The following is a 15061-nucleotide window of genomic DNA, read 5'->3' on the forward strand; positions in this document are numbered from 1 at the left end:
AGATGATATTCAATATGAGGACGTGCGATGCTAAATACTAGGAGTATAGGAGTTCAGTTGCGTTCCCAGCGAGGATTCGTTGGGAATCGGTATCAGAAGTCACTTGTTCAATTGAGGTAACAAACTCACGTCCTTCTTCAGGTGATCGGGGTTCATAGGGAGCGTCTGTTCCGAAGAGAAGTTGGGTACTTGGGAACTCCTCGAGAGCCGTCCGTAGGGGTGAGGAATAGCCAAAGAAGCCAGAGGTATCCAAGTATACCTGATCCTCGAGTTGGGCTTTGAATTCTCGATAATTTTTCACGTGTTCTTGTTCCGGCCAACGGCCATCGTCAAGCTGAAGATTGATTCTGCCCATCATACTGGCGATATTTCCACCTAGGTGGTGGTAAACTAGATTCAGGTTAGGATATCGGTCAAGCACTCCATCGTGAATAATCTTGAAGATACTTTCTGATAGTGCGGCTTCGCGTCCAAAGATGGCGTTGAGTCGGTATTTATCATCCAATACCTCTGGATGGAGTGATTGATGTAACTTTGGATGGACCAGAATAGGAGCACTTGTTTGGTCTGCAACTTCTAGGATAGGCTCTACCTCTGGGTCATTTAGTTCTATTCCATCACTTTTCGTCGCTATAGCTCCACCGCAGTATCCATTGTCGAGGCACCGTTCAAATTCTTCTCCTGCTTCTTCACCACCTGAAGCGGTAGGAATGGCGGCGAGGCCAACGAACTGTGGATACTCTGCTATCTCTTCCAACAGTAGGTCGTTTGCGGACGCCGTTTTTTCAAGATCCCCATGTCCCATGAAGTACGGTTGCGAAAGCGCCGCTCCGTCAATTTCCGCTTCGTTAAACCAGTTTGCGCATGCCCCCATATTGGTGTGCCTTTTTCCAACATATTCATTAAATCTCTTGATATCGTCGGGGATGAGACTTTCGGAGTGGAAGTGTCCCCCGAAGTCAAACGTACTCATCTCTTCTAGCGGGATATTGGAATTACCCATAGCCAAGTAGGCCACTTCCAGACATATATATATTTTGTCATTTAGATTACATATATTTATAATCAACCGATTAACTCAAAGTCTGCGTCTTGGCGATACGCGAATACTCGCCGCTGCAATGGCTTGAAGAAACCATATTCGATAATCAGGATTACCACCATAAATAGAGTTGCCCATGCCCAAGCTTCTTCGAAATTATATAGCTGATACGACTGCATTAATTTATAACCAACTCCTAGACTCGCAGCAAAAATCTCAGATATTGTCACAATCTTCCAAGAAATGGCTAGTCCAAATCGACCTGCTGTAAAAAGTGAAGGACTTACGCTGGGCAAAATCATTCGGCGTAACATTCGCAGCTTAGAAATATTAAAGGCCTTGCTCATGCGAATGAGATCAGCCTCAAGTCCTTCTACGCCCTTCCAAATATTAATAGCAATGTAAGGGAATGTAGTTAATATAGTTGCAGTAACAGGCGAAACAATACTGTATCCAAATATTAGCGTCATTACGGCAGCCCAGGCAATAGCAGGGATTGAAAGCCCAGTAATTACATATGGGGTGAAAAACTTCTGACTATAACTATTCACGCCCATGAATACCCCAACAGCCGTACCAAGAATAAGTGACCCTAGGAAACCCAACAGTGTCAAATAGAGGGTTGAAGATAAATGCGGAAAGGCCACGCCACTCTCTACTAATCCCCATGCCAAGAGAAACGTCTCGTATGGATATGGCATTAGTTGGTTGGGGAACACAGAAGCCAAGGCAAACCAACTACCAATAGCGCCGATAATTCCGATAATCCGAGCTGTTGTTCCGTCGATCTCCCGCCACTCCCTTATCCAACGGATTCTGTTACTAGTTGCCATTGTCTTTGACGCTGTGGAATTGGTCTAACGCCCTCTGCCGGAAGCGTAGAAAGTCATCCGAGTCTACTTGACGGGGTCTTTCGAGCGGAACCTCAAGGTCTGCATATATTTCACCATCACCGAGCATTAACATTCTGTCGGATAACTGAATTGCCTCCGTCATATCGTGGGTGACAAAGAATACAGTCTTATGCAATTCTTTCCAGATATCCATCAGCTCTATCCTCAGTTCTTCCGCAGTTATCTCGTCAAGATTGCTAAAGGGCTCATCCATAACCAGAATCTCTGGATCAATGCTTAGTGCTCGTGCGATGCCAACCCGCTGTCGTTGTCCTCCAGAAAGCTGGTTGGGGTATTTATCATAATGGTCGGCAAGGCCAACCATGTCTAAATACTGTTTTGCTAGTTTGTCTGTATACTCGGAGTTATCTTCATGGACATACTCTATATTCTCTACCGCAGTGTTCCAAGGTAACAATCTCGGTGACTGGAAGACATGACCCAACGTCACGTCTCCTCCGCTTTCGGAATCGAATTGTACTCTACCTTCGCTCGGTTTGAGTACGTCACTAATGATATTGAGCATAGTCGACTTTCCACTTCCCGATCTCCCTAAGAGCGTAACGAAGCTCCCAGGCTCAATATCGAGCGAGATTCCCTCGAAAACTCGCTCGGTCCCTTCTTGGGTATCGAAAACCATCCCCAGGTCTTCGATATGGATTGAACCGGCATCGCTTTTTGTAGATCTATCCTCGTCGGAACGGTTGGTGTTAATTGAACTCATTGTATTATCCCCATCCAATCGTTTCGGAATCTCTCCAATCGAACATCCGTTGCTCGATCTGTCTCAGTAATCCGTATTCTAATACAAGCATAACTATTGTAAATAGTATTGTCCATCCAAGCACCCCAGTAATAGATAAGCGCTTCATCTCAAATTGAATCATAAATCCAATCCCGGTTTGGGCAGCCACAAGTTCGGCCAAAGTTACTATTTTCCAACTCGAGGCAAAGCCATACCTTGCACCTCCGAACCATTGAGGTAAAACAGATTGCACGATTACCCGCCGGATTGAACGTTTTTGGGATATATTGAAGGAGCTTGACATTTGTAGAAGGTCATTGTCAATGTCCTTTACCGCTTCATAAACTTCTTGGGCAACAAAAGGGAAAGAAATCGCTGCTGCAGCCACCATTGGGGTTATATCGCTAACGCCAAACCACATTGCCGCGAATACGGCAGCAAATAATGATGGTAGTGCTAACCCGACGGTGACATAATCCTGTAGCACTTTCTCCCAAAACTTGCTCATGCCCATCATGACTCCAATAACCGTCCCCAACAGCATAGTTAATGAAAAACCATAAATCACCCTCCGAAATGTGTCGAATAGGTGCTCCCACCAGATTCCACTTTCAAATAACCCAATAATAAACATCGCAACTAGCTCTGGGGAAGAAATTGTCTCTTGTAACCCAAGAACATTTGCAGTAGCCCACCAGAGGGCAATTACAAGCCCAATTGATTCTAGAAAAACTAGTTTACTGTTAGTAACTAGTGAGTTTGAAATCCCTGCCATCCGGGATTGACTTTGCATGCTCATTGTTATCTCGTCCCAGTTAGAGCAAAGTCATTACCCGTGTTAAAGTTGTTGGTACTCGTAGTGATGACACCATGATCGTGATTGCCAGCAGCCTTCCTTGAGAAGAAGCAGACCTGCTTCAAGACCGTTTTTAACATTGGGGAATAGAAATTATGAATATTATTAACATTAAATTAAGATGAAAATATGAATGCCTACCCGACAAGATGGGTGGCGGTTTGGAAAATTTAGAAAATGAATATGGGAAATGCAGTTGCCAAATTCAAAATCCCTCTCGAGAATACTTGTCTCGTGTGTAGATATCCAATTCACTGATTGTGGCCCGTCGCTCTTGTCGTGCGGCGAACGCAATTGCTTGCGCTACATCACTTGGTTCTAACACCTCACCAGGTTCAAACCGTTCTTTGAAAGATGGTTCTCCAGACCGTCCAATTTCGGTTCGTACTTTAGCGGGGTTCACAACAGTTACACCAATACCTTGTTCGCCTGCTGGTCCCGCAAGGCTATGAGCAAATCCACGGACCCACCACTTACTCGCGGCATATGTTGGGCTCCTTGTACGGGGATAGTGACCGTCAAAACTCCCAACAAATATCAGGTTCCCCCCAACGTCAGCCAAATGAGGGATTGCATTATGGGCAACGTAGAACGTCCCATCGACATTTACCCTCATGAGAGTTCGATAATCTTCAAGATCCACCTCTGGGAGTGGCTGATTATCACTCCCGGGTACCCCAGCGTTGCTCACTACTACATCTATCCGTCCGAAGGTATCGACCGTCAAATCAATGGCTGCTTCCACTTGAGATTCATCCCCTACGTCGGCTGGGATGATTAGTGTTTCAACGTCATGCTCATCTTCGATTTCTGCTGCAACACTCCTGAGACGTTCTTCGCGTCGTGCGAGCAGTGCTACATCTGCTCCATCATGAGCTAAAGCATGTCCGGTTGCCTTTCCTATGCCCGAACTTGCGCCTGTTATGAATGATACTGAGTTTTGAAGAGGTAACTGTGTAGCCATACCCAGACAATACTATATTGACTATTTAAACTATTGTATCAATAGCTACAATTCGGCAGGAGCGGGGTAGCGGTAATAATTAGTTGTCACCCCCAGGAAGGTCAGGGAGTTAGAAGACTGCCCGCAAGAATAAAGATAACCCCCAATAGAGTCTCTATATGGATCTTCTCGATTGTGTCAAAAGAGCTCGGGCGACACGGGACTTCACTAACGAGTCGGTTGCAAAGGATGATATCCGATTTTTGCTTGACGTTGCTCGTAGGGCCGGTAGCGGAAAGAATCGACAACCGTGGACATTTATCGTCATAGAGGACGAAGAGCGCCGGAAAAAGTTGGCATCGTTTGGAGAATACACTTCTCCCCTAGAACAAGCATCTGCTGGTATCCTCATCATGCATGATATCCGTAGACGTGATGACGACGATATAAACTTCAACGAGTTTGACTGCGGTCGAGCTGTTCAAAATCTTGTCTTGGCAGCTGCTTCTCGGGGGCTCGGAACGGTACCTCAGAGTATAAGTGATCAATCGGCCGCAGAAGACCTGGTAGCAGCCCCTGATGATAAGGCGGTCCTCTTAGCCATCGCCGTTGGTCATCCTGAAGCTGAGCCCACGAACACAATCGAGGGTGAGGCCAAAGAAGACGTACTCCTCGATTCCGGACGCCAGTCCCTTGAAGAAGTTGTCTATTGGGAGCGTCACGGATGACGTGTTGGCTGTGGGGGTTCGTTCAGAGCCCCGCGGGTCGTGCCGGCGAACGGGGCATCGCCGTCACACTCGTCAACCCCACGAAGGTCCGCACCGAGATCGCGCCGACGGACGAACCGTCGTTCAACAAGCAGTACGACGAGGGGGAGATTCTGGAGCCGGACGACGTGGCCGAGGCAATCGCGTTCGCCGCTCGGTAACCGACCCGGGCGACGGTCAGCGAAATCGACCTCTACGCCCGAGACAAATACTCCCGAGAGGGCTTCTGACCGAGTTCCGCCTCGGGGTGGGTCACTCCAGTTCCGTCTTCAGTATCTTCCCCGTCTCGCCCCGGGGGAACTGCTCCACCACGTGGACGTCCGCGGGCACCTTGAAATCGACCAACGACTCCCGGCAGTGGGACATCACGAGCGCTTCGATCTCGTCGGTCGGGTGGTCGCCCTCGACGGTGACGTAGGCGACGGGCACCTCGCCGTAGATCTCGTGGTCGCGGCCCACGACGCCGACGTCCTCGATCTCCGGCAGTTCGTGGATCGTCTCCTCGATGTCGCCGGGGAAGATGTTCTGTCCGCCCCGGATGATGATGTTCTTGATGCGGTCGGAGACGTAGTACTCGCCGTTCTCGTCGTAGTAGCCGATGTCACCCGTACAGAACCACGTTCCCTCGAACACCTCCTCGGTCGCGGTCTGGTTGTTGTAGTACTCCTTGAACAGCGTCGGGCCGCGGATGCGTATCTCGCCGCGTTCGCCTGCCGGGAGCGGTTCCCTGGACTCCTCGTCGACGACTTGCATCTCCGCGTACCGCGAAGCGACGCCCGCGGAGCCGTACTCGCGCTGTTCGGGACTCTCGTGGGTGGTCCCGGCGACCTCCGACAGCCCGTAGATCTCCATCACGTCGACATCGAAGGTGGCCTCGAACTGTTTCGTCACCTCCGTCGAGAGGAACGACCCGGAGACGACGAACGTCTCCATGGGCGTCGACTCGTGGATCGGGCCACGCTCCGTCAGTATCGACAGGATGCTCGGCACGCCGCTGGTCACGTTCCCGCCGTACGCGGTGACGTCGTCCCAGAACGCGGAGGCGCTGAACCCGTCCCGGAGCAGGACCTCCCCGCCGTCGTACAGCGTCCCGAACGTCGTGATGTACCCGTCGATGTTGTACAGCGGGAGCATCGTGTAGAACGTGTCGTAGCCGCGCGGCATCTCGCCCGCGTGGAGCCGCGTGAGGAAACTGCTGTGGCTGTGTGCGACCGCTTTCGGGTCGCCCGTCGTTCCGGACGTGAACATCAGAAACGCCGTGTCGACGGGCCGGACGTCGGGGCCGACGCGGTCGCCGTCTGCCGGCGCGTAGTCGTCGGGGGTGACGACCCGAACGGACTCCCCCACGCCGACGTCGCTCACCGCGTCCACGAGGTCAGTTGCGGCGACGACCGCCTCGGCGTCCGACTGGTCGAGCACGTACGCCAGTTCGTCGCCACGGTACTCGGGGTTCACCGGCACGGCGACGGCCCCGAGCTTCAGCAGGCCGCAGATGGCCGTCACCAGTTCGATGGAGTTCGGGAACACGAGCGCGACGTGACTGCCGGCGCCGACGCCGACGTCCGCCAGCGTCCGCGCGACGTCGGCGGCCGCGTCGTCCAGTTCGGCGTAGCTGACAGACTCGCCCGACTCGGCCCGTATCAGGGCGGTCTCGTCGGCGTGTTGCTCGGCCTGTGCGTGTAGCATCTCCGCCATCGTGTCGTATCTCGGCGGCACGGTCACCACCCAGCCACGAGCGCGTCCGCGTCGACGCTCGTCGATGCAGTTCCCGACCGCCGGCAGGTGGCCCGCCTCATGCGGCGTGTGGCGACCCGACGGTGCTCGCTCCGAGCGAGTGGGTGTCCGTCCAGAGCAGTCCCTGCATTGGGGGGACGCTCGTCTACTCCTGGCATGGTATCACACGCCGACATGCCGTCAGCCACTCACATAAACACTCGTGTCCGACACGTCTCTCGGCCTCGCGGGCCGCGACGACAGCCCGGGCGGGATGGGGCCTCTTGCTTGGGGGTCGTGGTTCGGGAGACTCACGCCCGGCAGTTCCGCGGGCACGTACCTATTAGTCGTTCCCGGTGGAGGGTTCGGCTGGTGCGTACATAGATGACACCCAGCACGGGAGACGTCGTGACGGTCGACGGCATCATCGCCCCCGAGGAACTCGGGCGGACGATGACCCACGAGCACGTCTTCATCGATTTGAGCAACTGGTACACCGACCCGGGGTCGGCCTACAGACGGGCGCAGGCCGAGAACCCCGTGACGATGGAGAATTTGAGCGAACTGCGGCGCAATCCGATGGCCTCGAAGGACAACCTGCTGTTGGGGTCGATGGAGGAGGCCGTCGACGAGGTCGGCATGTTTCGCGACGTCGGCGGCGACACCATCGTCGAGGTCACCCCAAAGGGCCCGCCGGGCCAGGACCCCGAACAGCTCCGGCTGGTGAGCCGGCGGACGGGCGTCCAGCTCATCCAGGGGACGGCCTACTACGTCCGGACGGCCCACCCGGACGGGCTCGACGAGCGGTCCGAGCAGTCGATAGAGGACGAGTTCGTCAGCGACGTCAGGGACGGCATCGACGAGACGGACGTGCAGGCGGGCATCATCGGCGAAATCGGGCTCAGTACGGACGCGGACAGCGAGATATACGACACGGAGCTTACGGTGCTGAAGGCGGCCGCTCGGGCGGCCGTCCGCACGGGCGCCTCGCTGAGCATCCACCCGCCGGGGCGGAAGAAAGTGGCCCAGCGGGGCCGGACGTACCCCACCTCCCGGTGGTCGCTCGAGGTTCTCGACATCGTCGAAGAGCAAGGGCTCCCCGCCGACCGGGTCGTGATGGGCCACATGGACCGGACCCTCTACGAGGACATCGACTATCTGAAACAGTTGGCCGAGCGGGGCCCGTATCTGGAGTTCGACCTGTTCGGGTCGGAGTTCTACTACGACCACTGGGACGACGGCTACCCCGCCGACGAGTGGCGGATCGAGACCATCGCCGAACTCGTCGACGAGGGGCATCTCTCCCAGATACTGCTTTCACACGACGTCTGTCAGAAGATTCAGCGCGTGAACTACGGCGGGTTCGGCTACGCTCACGTCATCGACAACGTCGTGCCGATGTTCGAGCAGTTGGGTGGCCTCGACGGCGACCAGATTCAGACGATGCTCGTGGACAACCCCCGTGAGATGTTGACCTTCGCCGAACCCGAGGAGGCTGTCTGATGGCCCACCTCGTCCGCAACGAACTCGACGAGGAGATCGTCGAGCTAGTGCTGAACCGTCCGGAGTCGCTCAACGCGCTGAACAAGGAACTCCTGCGGGAGATTCCCGAGGCGGTCCGGCGAGCCGACAGCAACGACCGGAAGGTGATCATCTTCCGCGGGGCGGGAGACGCGTTCACCGCCGGCGCCGACCTGGAGGAGGCCACGCAGGACGACGAGGGCGAGGACGTCTCCCTGTTCCAGGAGCTCACCCGTGCAGTCCTGGAGTTCGACGGCATCGTCATCGGGCAACTCCACGGTTACGCCATCGGCGGCGGCCTGGAGTTCACCCTGAGCTTCGACCTCCGATACGCCGCGGAGGGGACGACGTTCAAGCTCACCGAATCCGAGATCGGCGTCACCATCTCGAACGCGTCGACGCTACTGTTGCCCGCGACGGTCGGGCTGGGCACGGCCAAGGACCTCGTGTTCACGAGCCGCGAGGTGTCCGCGACGGAGGCGGACGACATCGGACTCGTGACCGGCGTCTACGAGGAGGCGGCGCTCCAGGAGCAGGTCCGCGACGTGGCCCGCGACATCGTGGAGAACAAATCGACGGCGGCGCTGAAGCTGAACAAGCGTGGCATCAACCGCCAGTTCGCAGTCGAGAACGCTCTGGAGTACGAGCGCCTTCTCGGCCTCGAGATGAAGGCGAGCAGGGCGGACGACGAGGACGACATCGACTGGGGGTGAGGCGTTCCGGTCGGCTTTCGTCGCCCTGGAGGCGCTTGCGTGGTTGACGGCCGCCGTCGGGGGTCAGTCCCCCCCGACGATCTCGTGTCTGAGAGTGCCGATACCCTCGGCGTCGAGTTCGACCGTGTCGCCGGGCTCGATCCAGCGGTCGAGTTCGAGACCACAGCCCCCGCCCACCGTGCCCGTCCCGAGGACGTCGCCGGGGTGGAGCGTCTCGTCCTGTGAGACGTACTCGATGATGTCCGCAAAGGAGTGGTACATCTCGCCGATGTCGCCCTCCGACCACGTCTCGCCGTTCACGCGGGCGGTGACGTGGAGGTTCTCGAACTCGATGCTGTCGCGGGTCACGAGATACGGCCCGAACCCGTTGGCGAAGTCCTTCCCCTTCGTGGGCCCGAGCTGGCCAGCCATCTCCTTCATCTGGATGTCGCGGGCGCTGAAGTCGTTGAAGATGGTGTAGCCCGCGATGTACTCGTCGGCCTCCTCGGCGGGGATGTCGCGGCCCCGCTTCCCGACCACCGCACACAACTCGAGTTCGTAGTCCAGTTTGTCGGTGTAGCTGGGCCACTCGACGGCCTCGTTCGGGTGGGCGATGGAGTCGGGGTTCCCCTTGTAGTAGACGGGAATGTCGTACCAGACGTCGGGAATCTCGCCCTCGAGGCTGTTCTGGACGTGCTCCTCGAACACCATGAAATCGCGGATGGAGTTCGGTCGCGGGAGCGGGCTCAACAGGCGGACCTCCTCGGAGTCGTACCTGGTCCGTGCGCCGTTGGGCGCCGTCACCTCCGACCCGGCGACGAACTCGACGGCCTCGCCGGCCGCCTCCAGCGCCCGGTCGCCCCGTCGAAGAAACTCCAGCATCTCCGGCGGGACGACGGTCTCAGCGACCGCCGTCGGGTCCTGCTCGCCGCGGTCCGCGAGGCGGGCGGCGTACGCCGCCGTGAGGTCGACCAGTCCGTCCCCGTCGTGGGCGCCGACGCGTCGGACCGCGCCGACCGGCGTGTCGACCTCGAAGCTGGCGAGCTTCATTCCTCGCCCTCCAGAATGGCGACCGGGCGGACCCAGCCGGCGCTGGCTCGCTCGATGGAGATGGGGAACGTCACCAGCGGCACGTCGGTCCGCCGCGGCAGTTCGTCGAGGTTGGCCATGCTCTCTATCTGGCAGTACTCCACCTCACGGCCGGCGAAGTGGGCGGGCCACAGTTCCGCGTCGTCGCCCGACTCCGCGTACCGGCGACCCATCTCGGCGAACGGCTTGTCGAACCCGTAGGCGTCGGTGCCGATCACCTTCACGCCCTGCTCGACGAGATACTTCGTCCCCTCGGCGCCCATCCCCGGGAACTCCAGGGTGTACTCCTCGGTCCCCCACAGTTCGTCCGCGCCGGTCTCGATGAGGACGATTTCGCCCTCCGAGAGTTCGTGGTCGAGTTCCTCGAGTTGCGCCTCCAGTTCCTCGGCGCTGATTTCGGTGCGTGGCTCCTTCCAGGTGAAATCGAGGACGACCGCGTTGCCCGCACACCACTCCAGGGGTATCTCGTCGATGGTCCGTGAGGGCTCGCCGTCCACCTCGGGGCCGTAGTGCCACGGCGCGTCGAGATGCGTGCCGGCGTGCGGGATGAGCGTCAGCTCCTCCCACGCGAGCCCCATCCCGTCGGGGAAGTCGCTCCCCTCGATGTCCTCGTAGCCGAGTTCGTTGAGGTTCGACGCCAGAAGCTCCGCGCCCGTCTCGTGGTCCCAGTACTCGATTTCGGGTGGGAACGGCTCGCTGGCGTCCGGTTCGAGGCCGATGCTCAGGTCGATGAACTCCGCGTCCCCGCTCGCGACTGTGTTCCAGACTGACATGGCGTACTTCGAGACCATGAACCCGAGACACCATGATAATTGCCCCTGTTCGGACGACCCACGAGGCCGGTGGTTCGGTGGCGCCACCGGTGTACCAACGCTTAACCCGGGGGAGCGTGTGAATCGTGACCATGGGTCGAGATTCGGAGTTCGACGTCCAGGAGGAGTACACCGAGGAGAACCGGAAGTTCCGGAGCGTCGTCGAGCGGAGTTCGGACGACGACGTGGCCCACGGGCTCGTCCGTGGCAAACACGAACTGCACGCGGACGAACCGGAGTGGCTCGAGGAGCCGGGCGCCGGCAACGATGCCCACCCGGCGCCGGCCGACTATCTCGTGTTCGGGCTGGTGTCGTGTCAGGTCGAGGTGCTCGACCAGGCGCTCCGGAAGGCCCGCATCGAGGAGTACAACATCCGGGCGTCCGCCGTGGTCGACCGGGTCGGCGAGGACGAACCCGCAGAGGAGATGCTCGCCCACCACGCGGGCCGCATCTCGCACGTCAGCGTCGATTTGACGCTGGAGGTGCCCCCGGAGTTCGAGTCGCGGGCACAGCGCTGTCTCGACGTGTACGACACCGGCTGTGTGGTCGGGCAGAGCTACCGGAACGGCATCGACTACACCCCGACCGCGACGCTCGACGTCGTCGAGTGAGCCACGACGCGTCTCACCACTGGAGTGTCGAGCCGGTGTTGTAGCGGATGGTCTTGGTCCGCGTGAACTCGCGCATCGTCTCCTCGAAGGCGTGTTTGCGGCCGATGCCGCTCCGCTTGTAGCCGCCGAACGGCGTGCCGATACCCCCGCGGAAGTAGGTGTTGACGAGCACGAACCCCACCTCGAGGTTCTCGGCGACGCGCATCGCCCGCTTGGCGTCGCCCGACCAGACGGCGCCCGTGAGGCCGTACTCCACCTGGTTCGACAGCTCGATTGCCTCCCGTTCGGTCTCGAACGTCGTCACGGAGATGACCGGCCCGAAGATCTCCTCGTTGAAGATGCGCATGTCCGGCTCGACCCCGTCGAAGACGTGCGGGGCGACGAAGTAGCCGTCGCCGTCGGGGACGCCCCCCTCGTAGACGAGGTCGGCGCCCTCGCGTTTCCCGACCTCGATGTAGTCGGTCACCTTGTCGTACTGTTGCTGGGAGGCGAGCGGCCCGATGTCGGTGTCGGGGTCGTCGCCGGGGCCGACCACCAGTTCGCGGGTCCGCTCGACGAACCGCTCGAGGAACTCGTCGTGGATCTCCTCGTGGACGAGCAGTCGCTCCGACGACGAACACGCCTCCCCGCTGTTGTAGAACGCGGAGTCGACGGTCCCCGGGACGGCGTCCTCGAGGTCGGCGTCCGGGAAGTAGACGCTCGCGTTCTTCCCCCCGAGTTCGAGCATCACGGGCGTGATGTGTTCGGCCGCCGACTTCAGCACTTCCGTCCCCGTGTTCGAGTTGCCCGTGAACGCGAGCTTGCCGACGTCGGGGTGGCTCGTGAGCGCCGCACCGGCCTCGACGCCGCCGGGAACGACGTTGAACACGCCGTCCGGGAGCAGGTCGTCGAACAGTTCGGCCATCCGGAGCGCACACAGCGGCGTCTCCGGGGCCGGTTTGAGCACCATCGTGTTCCCCGCCGCCAGCGCGGGCGCGAGGAAGTCGGCGACGTGCATCGGCGGCCAGTTCCACGGGATGACGGTCCCGACGACGCCGTACGGCTCGCGGACCGTCATGTCCATGAGGTCGTCGTGGTTCGGGAGCGTCTCGCCGTAGTGTTTGTCCGCGGCGCCGGCGTAGTAGCGGAAGTCCTCGATGGCCGCCTCGACGTCGCGCTCGGACTCGTGGAGCGGTTTGCCGTTCTCCCTCGTCTCCAGGGCGGCCAGTTCGTCGGCGTTCGCCTCGACGGCGTCGGCCAACTCGTGAAGCACGTCGACCCGCTCGTGTGCGCTCCGGTCCGACCACGTCGTCTCGAAGCTTCGACGTGCCGCCTCGACGGCGGCCTCGACGTCCGCCGCGCCGCCGTTTGGCGCCTCGGCGAACGCCTCGCCGGTCGCGGGGTCGAGCACCGTCCGATACTCGTCCGACTCGGGTGGGGTCCAGTCACCGTCTACGTACAGGGTTGGCCAGCGGTCGACCATACCCCGCAGGGACAGCGCGCTGGCTAATAAATCGGTCCCCCGGCCCGGAACGGGTGGGAACGCGGCGCTCGCGGCGAATGATTAAAGTATGCTTGTAACTGTCTCCCAATCACGAGTTGACGTGGAGCCATGAGTGTAATCCCGGACAACGAGTACGAGCTATCGGCATCAGAACGAGACCTCCGGCAGGAGTTACGGGCGTTCGTCGAGGAGTCGGTCGACCCGCTGGATTTCGCCACGCTGGAGTGGCAAGACGACCCCCACGACCGCATCCCCTGGGACGCCGTCGAGGCGGGCGCACAGCGGGGGCTGATGGACCTCACGGTCCCCGAGGAGTACGGCGGCTACGGCGCCTCGCCGCTCGCGCTCGTGATGGGCGCGGAGGAACTGTCGGCCGGCGACATGGGGCTGGCCGTCATCTTCGACCAGAACTGGAAGATCGCGCGGGTCATCGACCACCTCGCGGACGACGACGTGCGCGAGGAGTTCTTCTCGGCGTACGTCGACGACCCCCGGCATCTGCTCGCCATCACCTCGACGGAGCCCAGCGGCGGGTCGGACGCACTGCTCCCCTACGAGAAGGGGCAGTACGACACCACCGCACGGAAGGAGGGCGACGAGTGGGTCATCAACGGAAAGAAGCGGTACATCTCGAACGGGGCGGACGCGAAGACGTACGTCGTCCTCGCCCAGACCGACCCCGACTCGCCCCACCACGACGGCGGTGCGACGGCGTTCTACGTCCCCGGTGACACCGACGGGCTGGACGTCACGAACGTCTGGGAGAAGATGAGCCAGCGGCTCGTCAACAACGCCACCATCGAGTACGACGAGGTCCGCGTTCCCGAGGCGTACGTCCTCGGGGAGGTCAACGAGGGGATGTCCAGCGTCAGTCAGGTGCTCAAGGAGGGGAACATCGAGGCGGGCGCGACCGCGCTGGGCTCCGCACGCGGGGCGCTGGAACTCGCCTTCGAGTACGCCAACGAGCGGACGCAGGGTGGCAAGCCGGTCATCGACCATCAGGTCACCGAACACGACTTCGCCCGCATGGTGACCGAGTACCAGGCGGCGCGGGCCCTGCTGTGGACGACCGCCCGTGCCGTCGAACAGCAGGGCGAGGCGTACGACCCGATGTTCTCCTCGATGGCGAAGGTGTTCGCCGCCGAGACGGCCGTCGACATCAGTCGGCGCTCGCTCGAGAAGTTCGGCGGCGAGGGCATCATGCTCCGGGCACCCATCCAGAAATACTTCCGTGACGCCGTCTCGTTCCTTCACTCCGACGGCACCCAGGAGGTCCACACACAGCGGGTCGCTAACGGCCTGCGCGACCGATACGAGGGGTAGCGGCCGCAGGCGGCGCGGGCAACCCCCGAAACTATATCTGCGGTGCAGTCTGCGGTTAGTTCACATGGCAGAGCAGGAGCAGTTCACGGCGGCGCTGACGATTCACCCGGACGACGAGTACAAGACCGCTACCCTCCGGGAGAAACACACGCTCGTCTCCGACGAGCCGGCGTGGCTCCCGGGCGTCCACGGCGGGAACGACGACCATCCGGCACCGGTCGACTTCCTCGTGATGAGTCTGGCGGCGTGTCAGGCGTCGGTGCTGAACCAGTGTCTGGAGCGCAACGGCGTCGAGGAGTACCGCATCGACTGTGAGGCCGTCCTCGACGAGTACGACCGCGACGAGGACCACCCCGAGGAGATGCCCCCGCACACGGCCCTGCGGGTCGAGCATATCACCGTCACGATGGCGCTGACGACGACCCCCGAGTACGCCGACGCCGCCGACCGCTGTCTCACCACCTACGACGAGGGCTGTATCGTCGGACAGAGCCTCGCGGGCGGCATCGACTACACGCCGTTGACGGCACTCGACGTCGTGGAGGGGCCGATTCGGGCCGACGACTGACGG

Annotated in this window: 16 protein-coding genes; 7 read left to right on the forward strand and 9 right to left on the reverse strand. The window is 59.7% G+C overall.

Annotated features, from left to right (window positions below):
• Positions 1-37: 37 nt before the first annotated feature.
• From NL112_RS08530 to NL112_RS08550, 5 genes are all read right to left on the reverse strand, one after another.
• Positions 38-1003 carry an amidohydrolase family protein gene (locus NL112_RS08530; protein WP_255152269.1) on the reverse strand — a complete coding sequence of 322 codons (966 nt, stop codon included), beginning with the start codon at positions 1001-1003 and terminating at the stop codon, positions 38-40.
• Positions 1004-1065: 62 nt separating this feature from the next.
• A complete protein-coding gene (locus NL112_RS08535; RefSeq protein WP_255152271.1) occupies positions 1066-1875 on the reverse strand; it encodes an ABC transporter permease in 810 nt (269 codons plus the stop codon).
• Positions 1865-2659 (reverse strand): ABC transporter ATP-binding protein, encoded by a 795-nt coding sequence (locus tag NL112_RS08540; protein ID WP_255152272.1) that lies wholly within the window; start codon positions 2657-2659, stop codon positions 1865-1867. The genes NL112_RS08535 and NL112_RS08540 overlap by 11 nt, the downstream gene beginning before the upstream one ends.
• A 4-nt stretch (positions 2660-2663) precedes the next feature.
• Positions 2664-3479: an ABC transporter permease gene (locus NL112_RS08545; RefSeq protein ID WP_255152273.1), complete on the reverse strand. Its 816-nt coding sequence runs from the start codon at positions 3477-3479 to the stop codon at positions 2664-2666.
• A 262-nt stretch (positions 3480-3741) separates the two neighbouring features.
• On the reverse strand, positions 3742-4500 hold the full coding sequence (locus NL112_RS08550; protein WP_255152274.1) for an SDR family oxidoreductase: 759 nt from the start codon (positions 4498-4500) through the stop codon (positions 3742-3744).
• A 158-nt stretch (positions 4501-4658) separates the two neighbouring features.
• Here NL112_RS08550 and NL112_RS08555 point away from each other — a divergent pair, with 158 nt between their 5' ends.
• On the forward strand, positions 4659-5207 hold the full coding sequence (locus NL112_RS08555) for a nitroreductase family protein (protein WP_255152275.1): 549 nt from the start codon (positions 4659-4661) through the stop codon (positions 5205-5207).
• The gene (locus NL112_RS08560; RefSeq protein WP_255152277.1) at positions 5204-5407 is read left to right on the forward strand and encodes an SDR family oxidoreductase; all 204 of its coding nucleotides are present in this window, start codon (positions 5204-5206) and stop codon (positions 5405-5407) included. Before NL112_RS08555 ends, NL112_RS08560 begins: the two co-directional genes overlap by 4 nt.
• Positions 5408-5498: 91 nt before the next feature.
• Here the strand turns inward: NL112_RS08560 and NL112_RS08565 are convergent, their stop codons facing one another.
• Positions 5499-6968 (reverse strand): class I adenylate-forming enzyme family protein, encoded by a 1470-nt coding sequence (locus tag NL112_RS08565; protein WP_255152279.1) that lies wholly within the window; start codon positions 6966-6968, stop codon positions 5499-5501.
• Positions 6969-7343: 375 nt separating this feature from the next.
• On the opposite strand from NL112_RS08565, the gene NL112_RS08570 reads away from it, so the two are divergent.
• The gene (locus tag NL112_RS08570; protein WP_255152281.1) at positions 7344-8462 is read left to right on the forward strand and encodes a phosphotriesterase family protein; all 1119 of its coding nucleotides are present in this window, start codon (positions 7344-7346) and stop codon (positions 8460-8462) included.
• On the forward strand, positions 8462-9193 hold the full coding sequence (locus tag NL112_RS08575; RefSeq protein WP_255152283.1) for an enoyl-CoA hydratase/isomerase family protein: 732 nt from the start codon (positions 8462-8464) through the stop codon (positions 9191-9193). Before NL112_RS08570 ends, NL112_RS08575 begins: the two co-directional genes overlap by 1 nt.
• 63 nt (positions 9194-9256) lie before the next feature.
• On the opposite strand, the gene NL112_RS08580 is transcribed toward NL112_RS08575, so the two are convergent.
• A complete protein-coding gene (locus NL112_RS08580) occupies positions 9257-10222 on the reverse strand; it encodes a fumarylacetoacetate hydrolase family protein (protein WP_255152285.1) in 966 nt (321 codons plus the stop codon).
• Positions 10219-11052, reverse strand: coding sequence for a cyclase family protein (locus NL112_RS08585; protein WP_255152287.1), 834 nt, complete (start codon positions 11050-11052; stop codon positions 10219-10221). The genes NL112_RS08580 and NL112_RS08585 overlap by 4 nt, the downstream gene beginning before the upstream one ends.
• Before the next feature lie 113 nt (positions 11053-11165).
• On the opposite strand from NL112_RS08585, the gene NL112_RS08590 reads away from it, so the two are divergent.
• Positions 11166-11684 (forward strand): OsmC family protein, encoded by a 519-nt coding sequence (locus tag NL112_RS08590; RefSeq protein WP_255152289.1) that lies wholly within the window; start codon positions 11166-11168, stop codon positions 11682-11684.
• Positions 11685-11697: 13 nt separating this feature from the next.
• On the opposite strand, the gene NL112_RS08595 is transcribed toward NL112_RS08590, so the two are convergent.
• On the reverse strand, positions 11698-13146 hold the full coding sequence (locus NL112_RS08595; RefSeq protein WP_255152291.1) for an aldehyde dehydrogenase family protein: 1449 nt from the start codon (positions 13144-13146) through the stop codon (positions 11698-11700).
• Positions 13147-13275: 129 nt separating this feature from the next.
• On the opposite strand from NL112_RS08595, the gene NL112_RS08600 reads away from it, so the two are divergent.
• Entirely contained in the window at positions 13276-14490 is a 1215-nt protein-coding gene (locus tag NL112_RS08600) for an acyl-CoA dehydrogenase family protein (RefSeq protein WP_255152293.1), read from the forward strand.
• A gap of 64 nt (positions 14491-14554) precedes the next feature.
• Positions 14555-15058, forward strand: a complete 504-nt coding sequence (locus NL112_RS08605; RefSeq protein ID WP_255152295.1) for an OsmC family protein — start codon at positions 14555-14557, stop codon at positions 15056-15058.
• The last annotated feature ends 3 nt before the right edge of the window (positions 15059-15061 follow it).

It is taken from the genome of Halorarius halobius (assembly GCF_024298865.1).
GTDB classification, from domain to species: Archaea; Halobacteriota; Halobacteria; order Halobacteriales; family Haloarculaceae; genus Halorarius; species Halorarius halobius.

Bases quoted from the DNA above. Each gene is read 5' to 3' on its own strand.
- NL112_RS08560 (WP_255152277.1), top strand. From the start codon at position 5,204: ATGACGTGTTGGCTGTGGGGGTTCGTTCAGAGCCCCGCGGGTCGTGCC.
- NL112_RS08605 (WP_255152295.1), top strand. From the start codon at position 14,555: ATGGCAGAGCAGGAGCAGTTCACGGCGGCGCTGACGATTCACCCGGAC.
- NL112_RS08575 (WP_255152283.1), top strand. From the start codon at position 8,462: ATGGCCCACCTCGTCCGCAACGAACTCGACGAGGAGATCGTCGAGCTA.
- NL112_RS08570 (WP_255152281.1), top strand. From the start codon at position 7,344: ATGACACCCAGCACGGGAGACGTCGTGACGGTCGACGGCATCATCGCC.
- NL112_RS08530 (WP_255152269.1), bottom strand. From the start codon at position 1,003: ATGGGTAATTCCAATATCCCGCTAGAAGAGATGAGTACGTTTGACTTC.
- NL112_RS08600 (WP_255152293.1), top strand. From the start codon at position 13,276: ATGAGTGTAATCCCGGACAACGAGTACGAGCTATCGGCATCAGAACGA.
- NL112_RS08595 (WP_255152291.1), bottom strand. From the start codon at position 13,146: ATGGTCGACCGCTGGCCAACCCTGTACGTAGACGGTGACTGGACCCCA.
- NL112_RS08555 (WP_255152275.1), top strand. From the start codon at position 4,659: ATGGATCTTCTCGATTGTGTCAAAAGAGCTCGGGCGACACGGGACTTC.
- NL112_RS08540 (WP_255152272.1), bottom strand. From the start codon at position 2,659: ATGAGTTCAATTAACACCAACCGTTCCGACGAGGATAGATCTACAAAA.
- NL112_RS08585 (WP_255152287.1), bottom strand. From the start codon at position 11,052: ATGGTCTCGAAGTACGCCATGTCAGTCTGGAACACAGTCGCGAGCGGG.
- NL112_RS08535 (WP_255152271.1), bottom strand. From the start codon at position 1,875: ATGGCAACTAGTAACAGAATCCGTTGGATAAGGGAGTGGCGGGAGATC.
- NL112_RS08550 (WP_255152274.1), bottom strand. From the start codon at position 4,500: ATGGCTACACAGTTACCTCTTCAAAACTCAGTATCATTCATAACAGGC.
- NL112_RS08580 (WP_255152285.1), bottom strand. From the start codon at position 10,222: ATGAAGCTCGCCAGCTTCGAGGTCGACACGCCGGTCGGCGCGGTCCGA.
- NL112_RS08590 (WP_255152289.1), top strand. From the start codon at position 11,166: ATGGGTCGAGATTCGGAGTTCGACGTCCAGGAGGAGTACACCGAGGAG.
- NL112_RS08545 (WP_255152273.1), bottom strand. From the start codon at position 3,479: ATGAGCATGCAAAGTCAATCCCGGATGGCAGGGATTTCAAACTCACTA.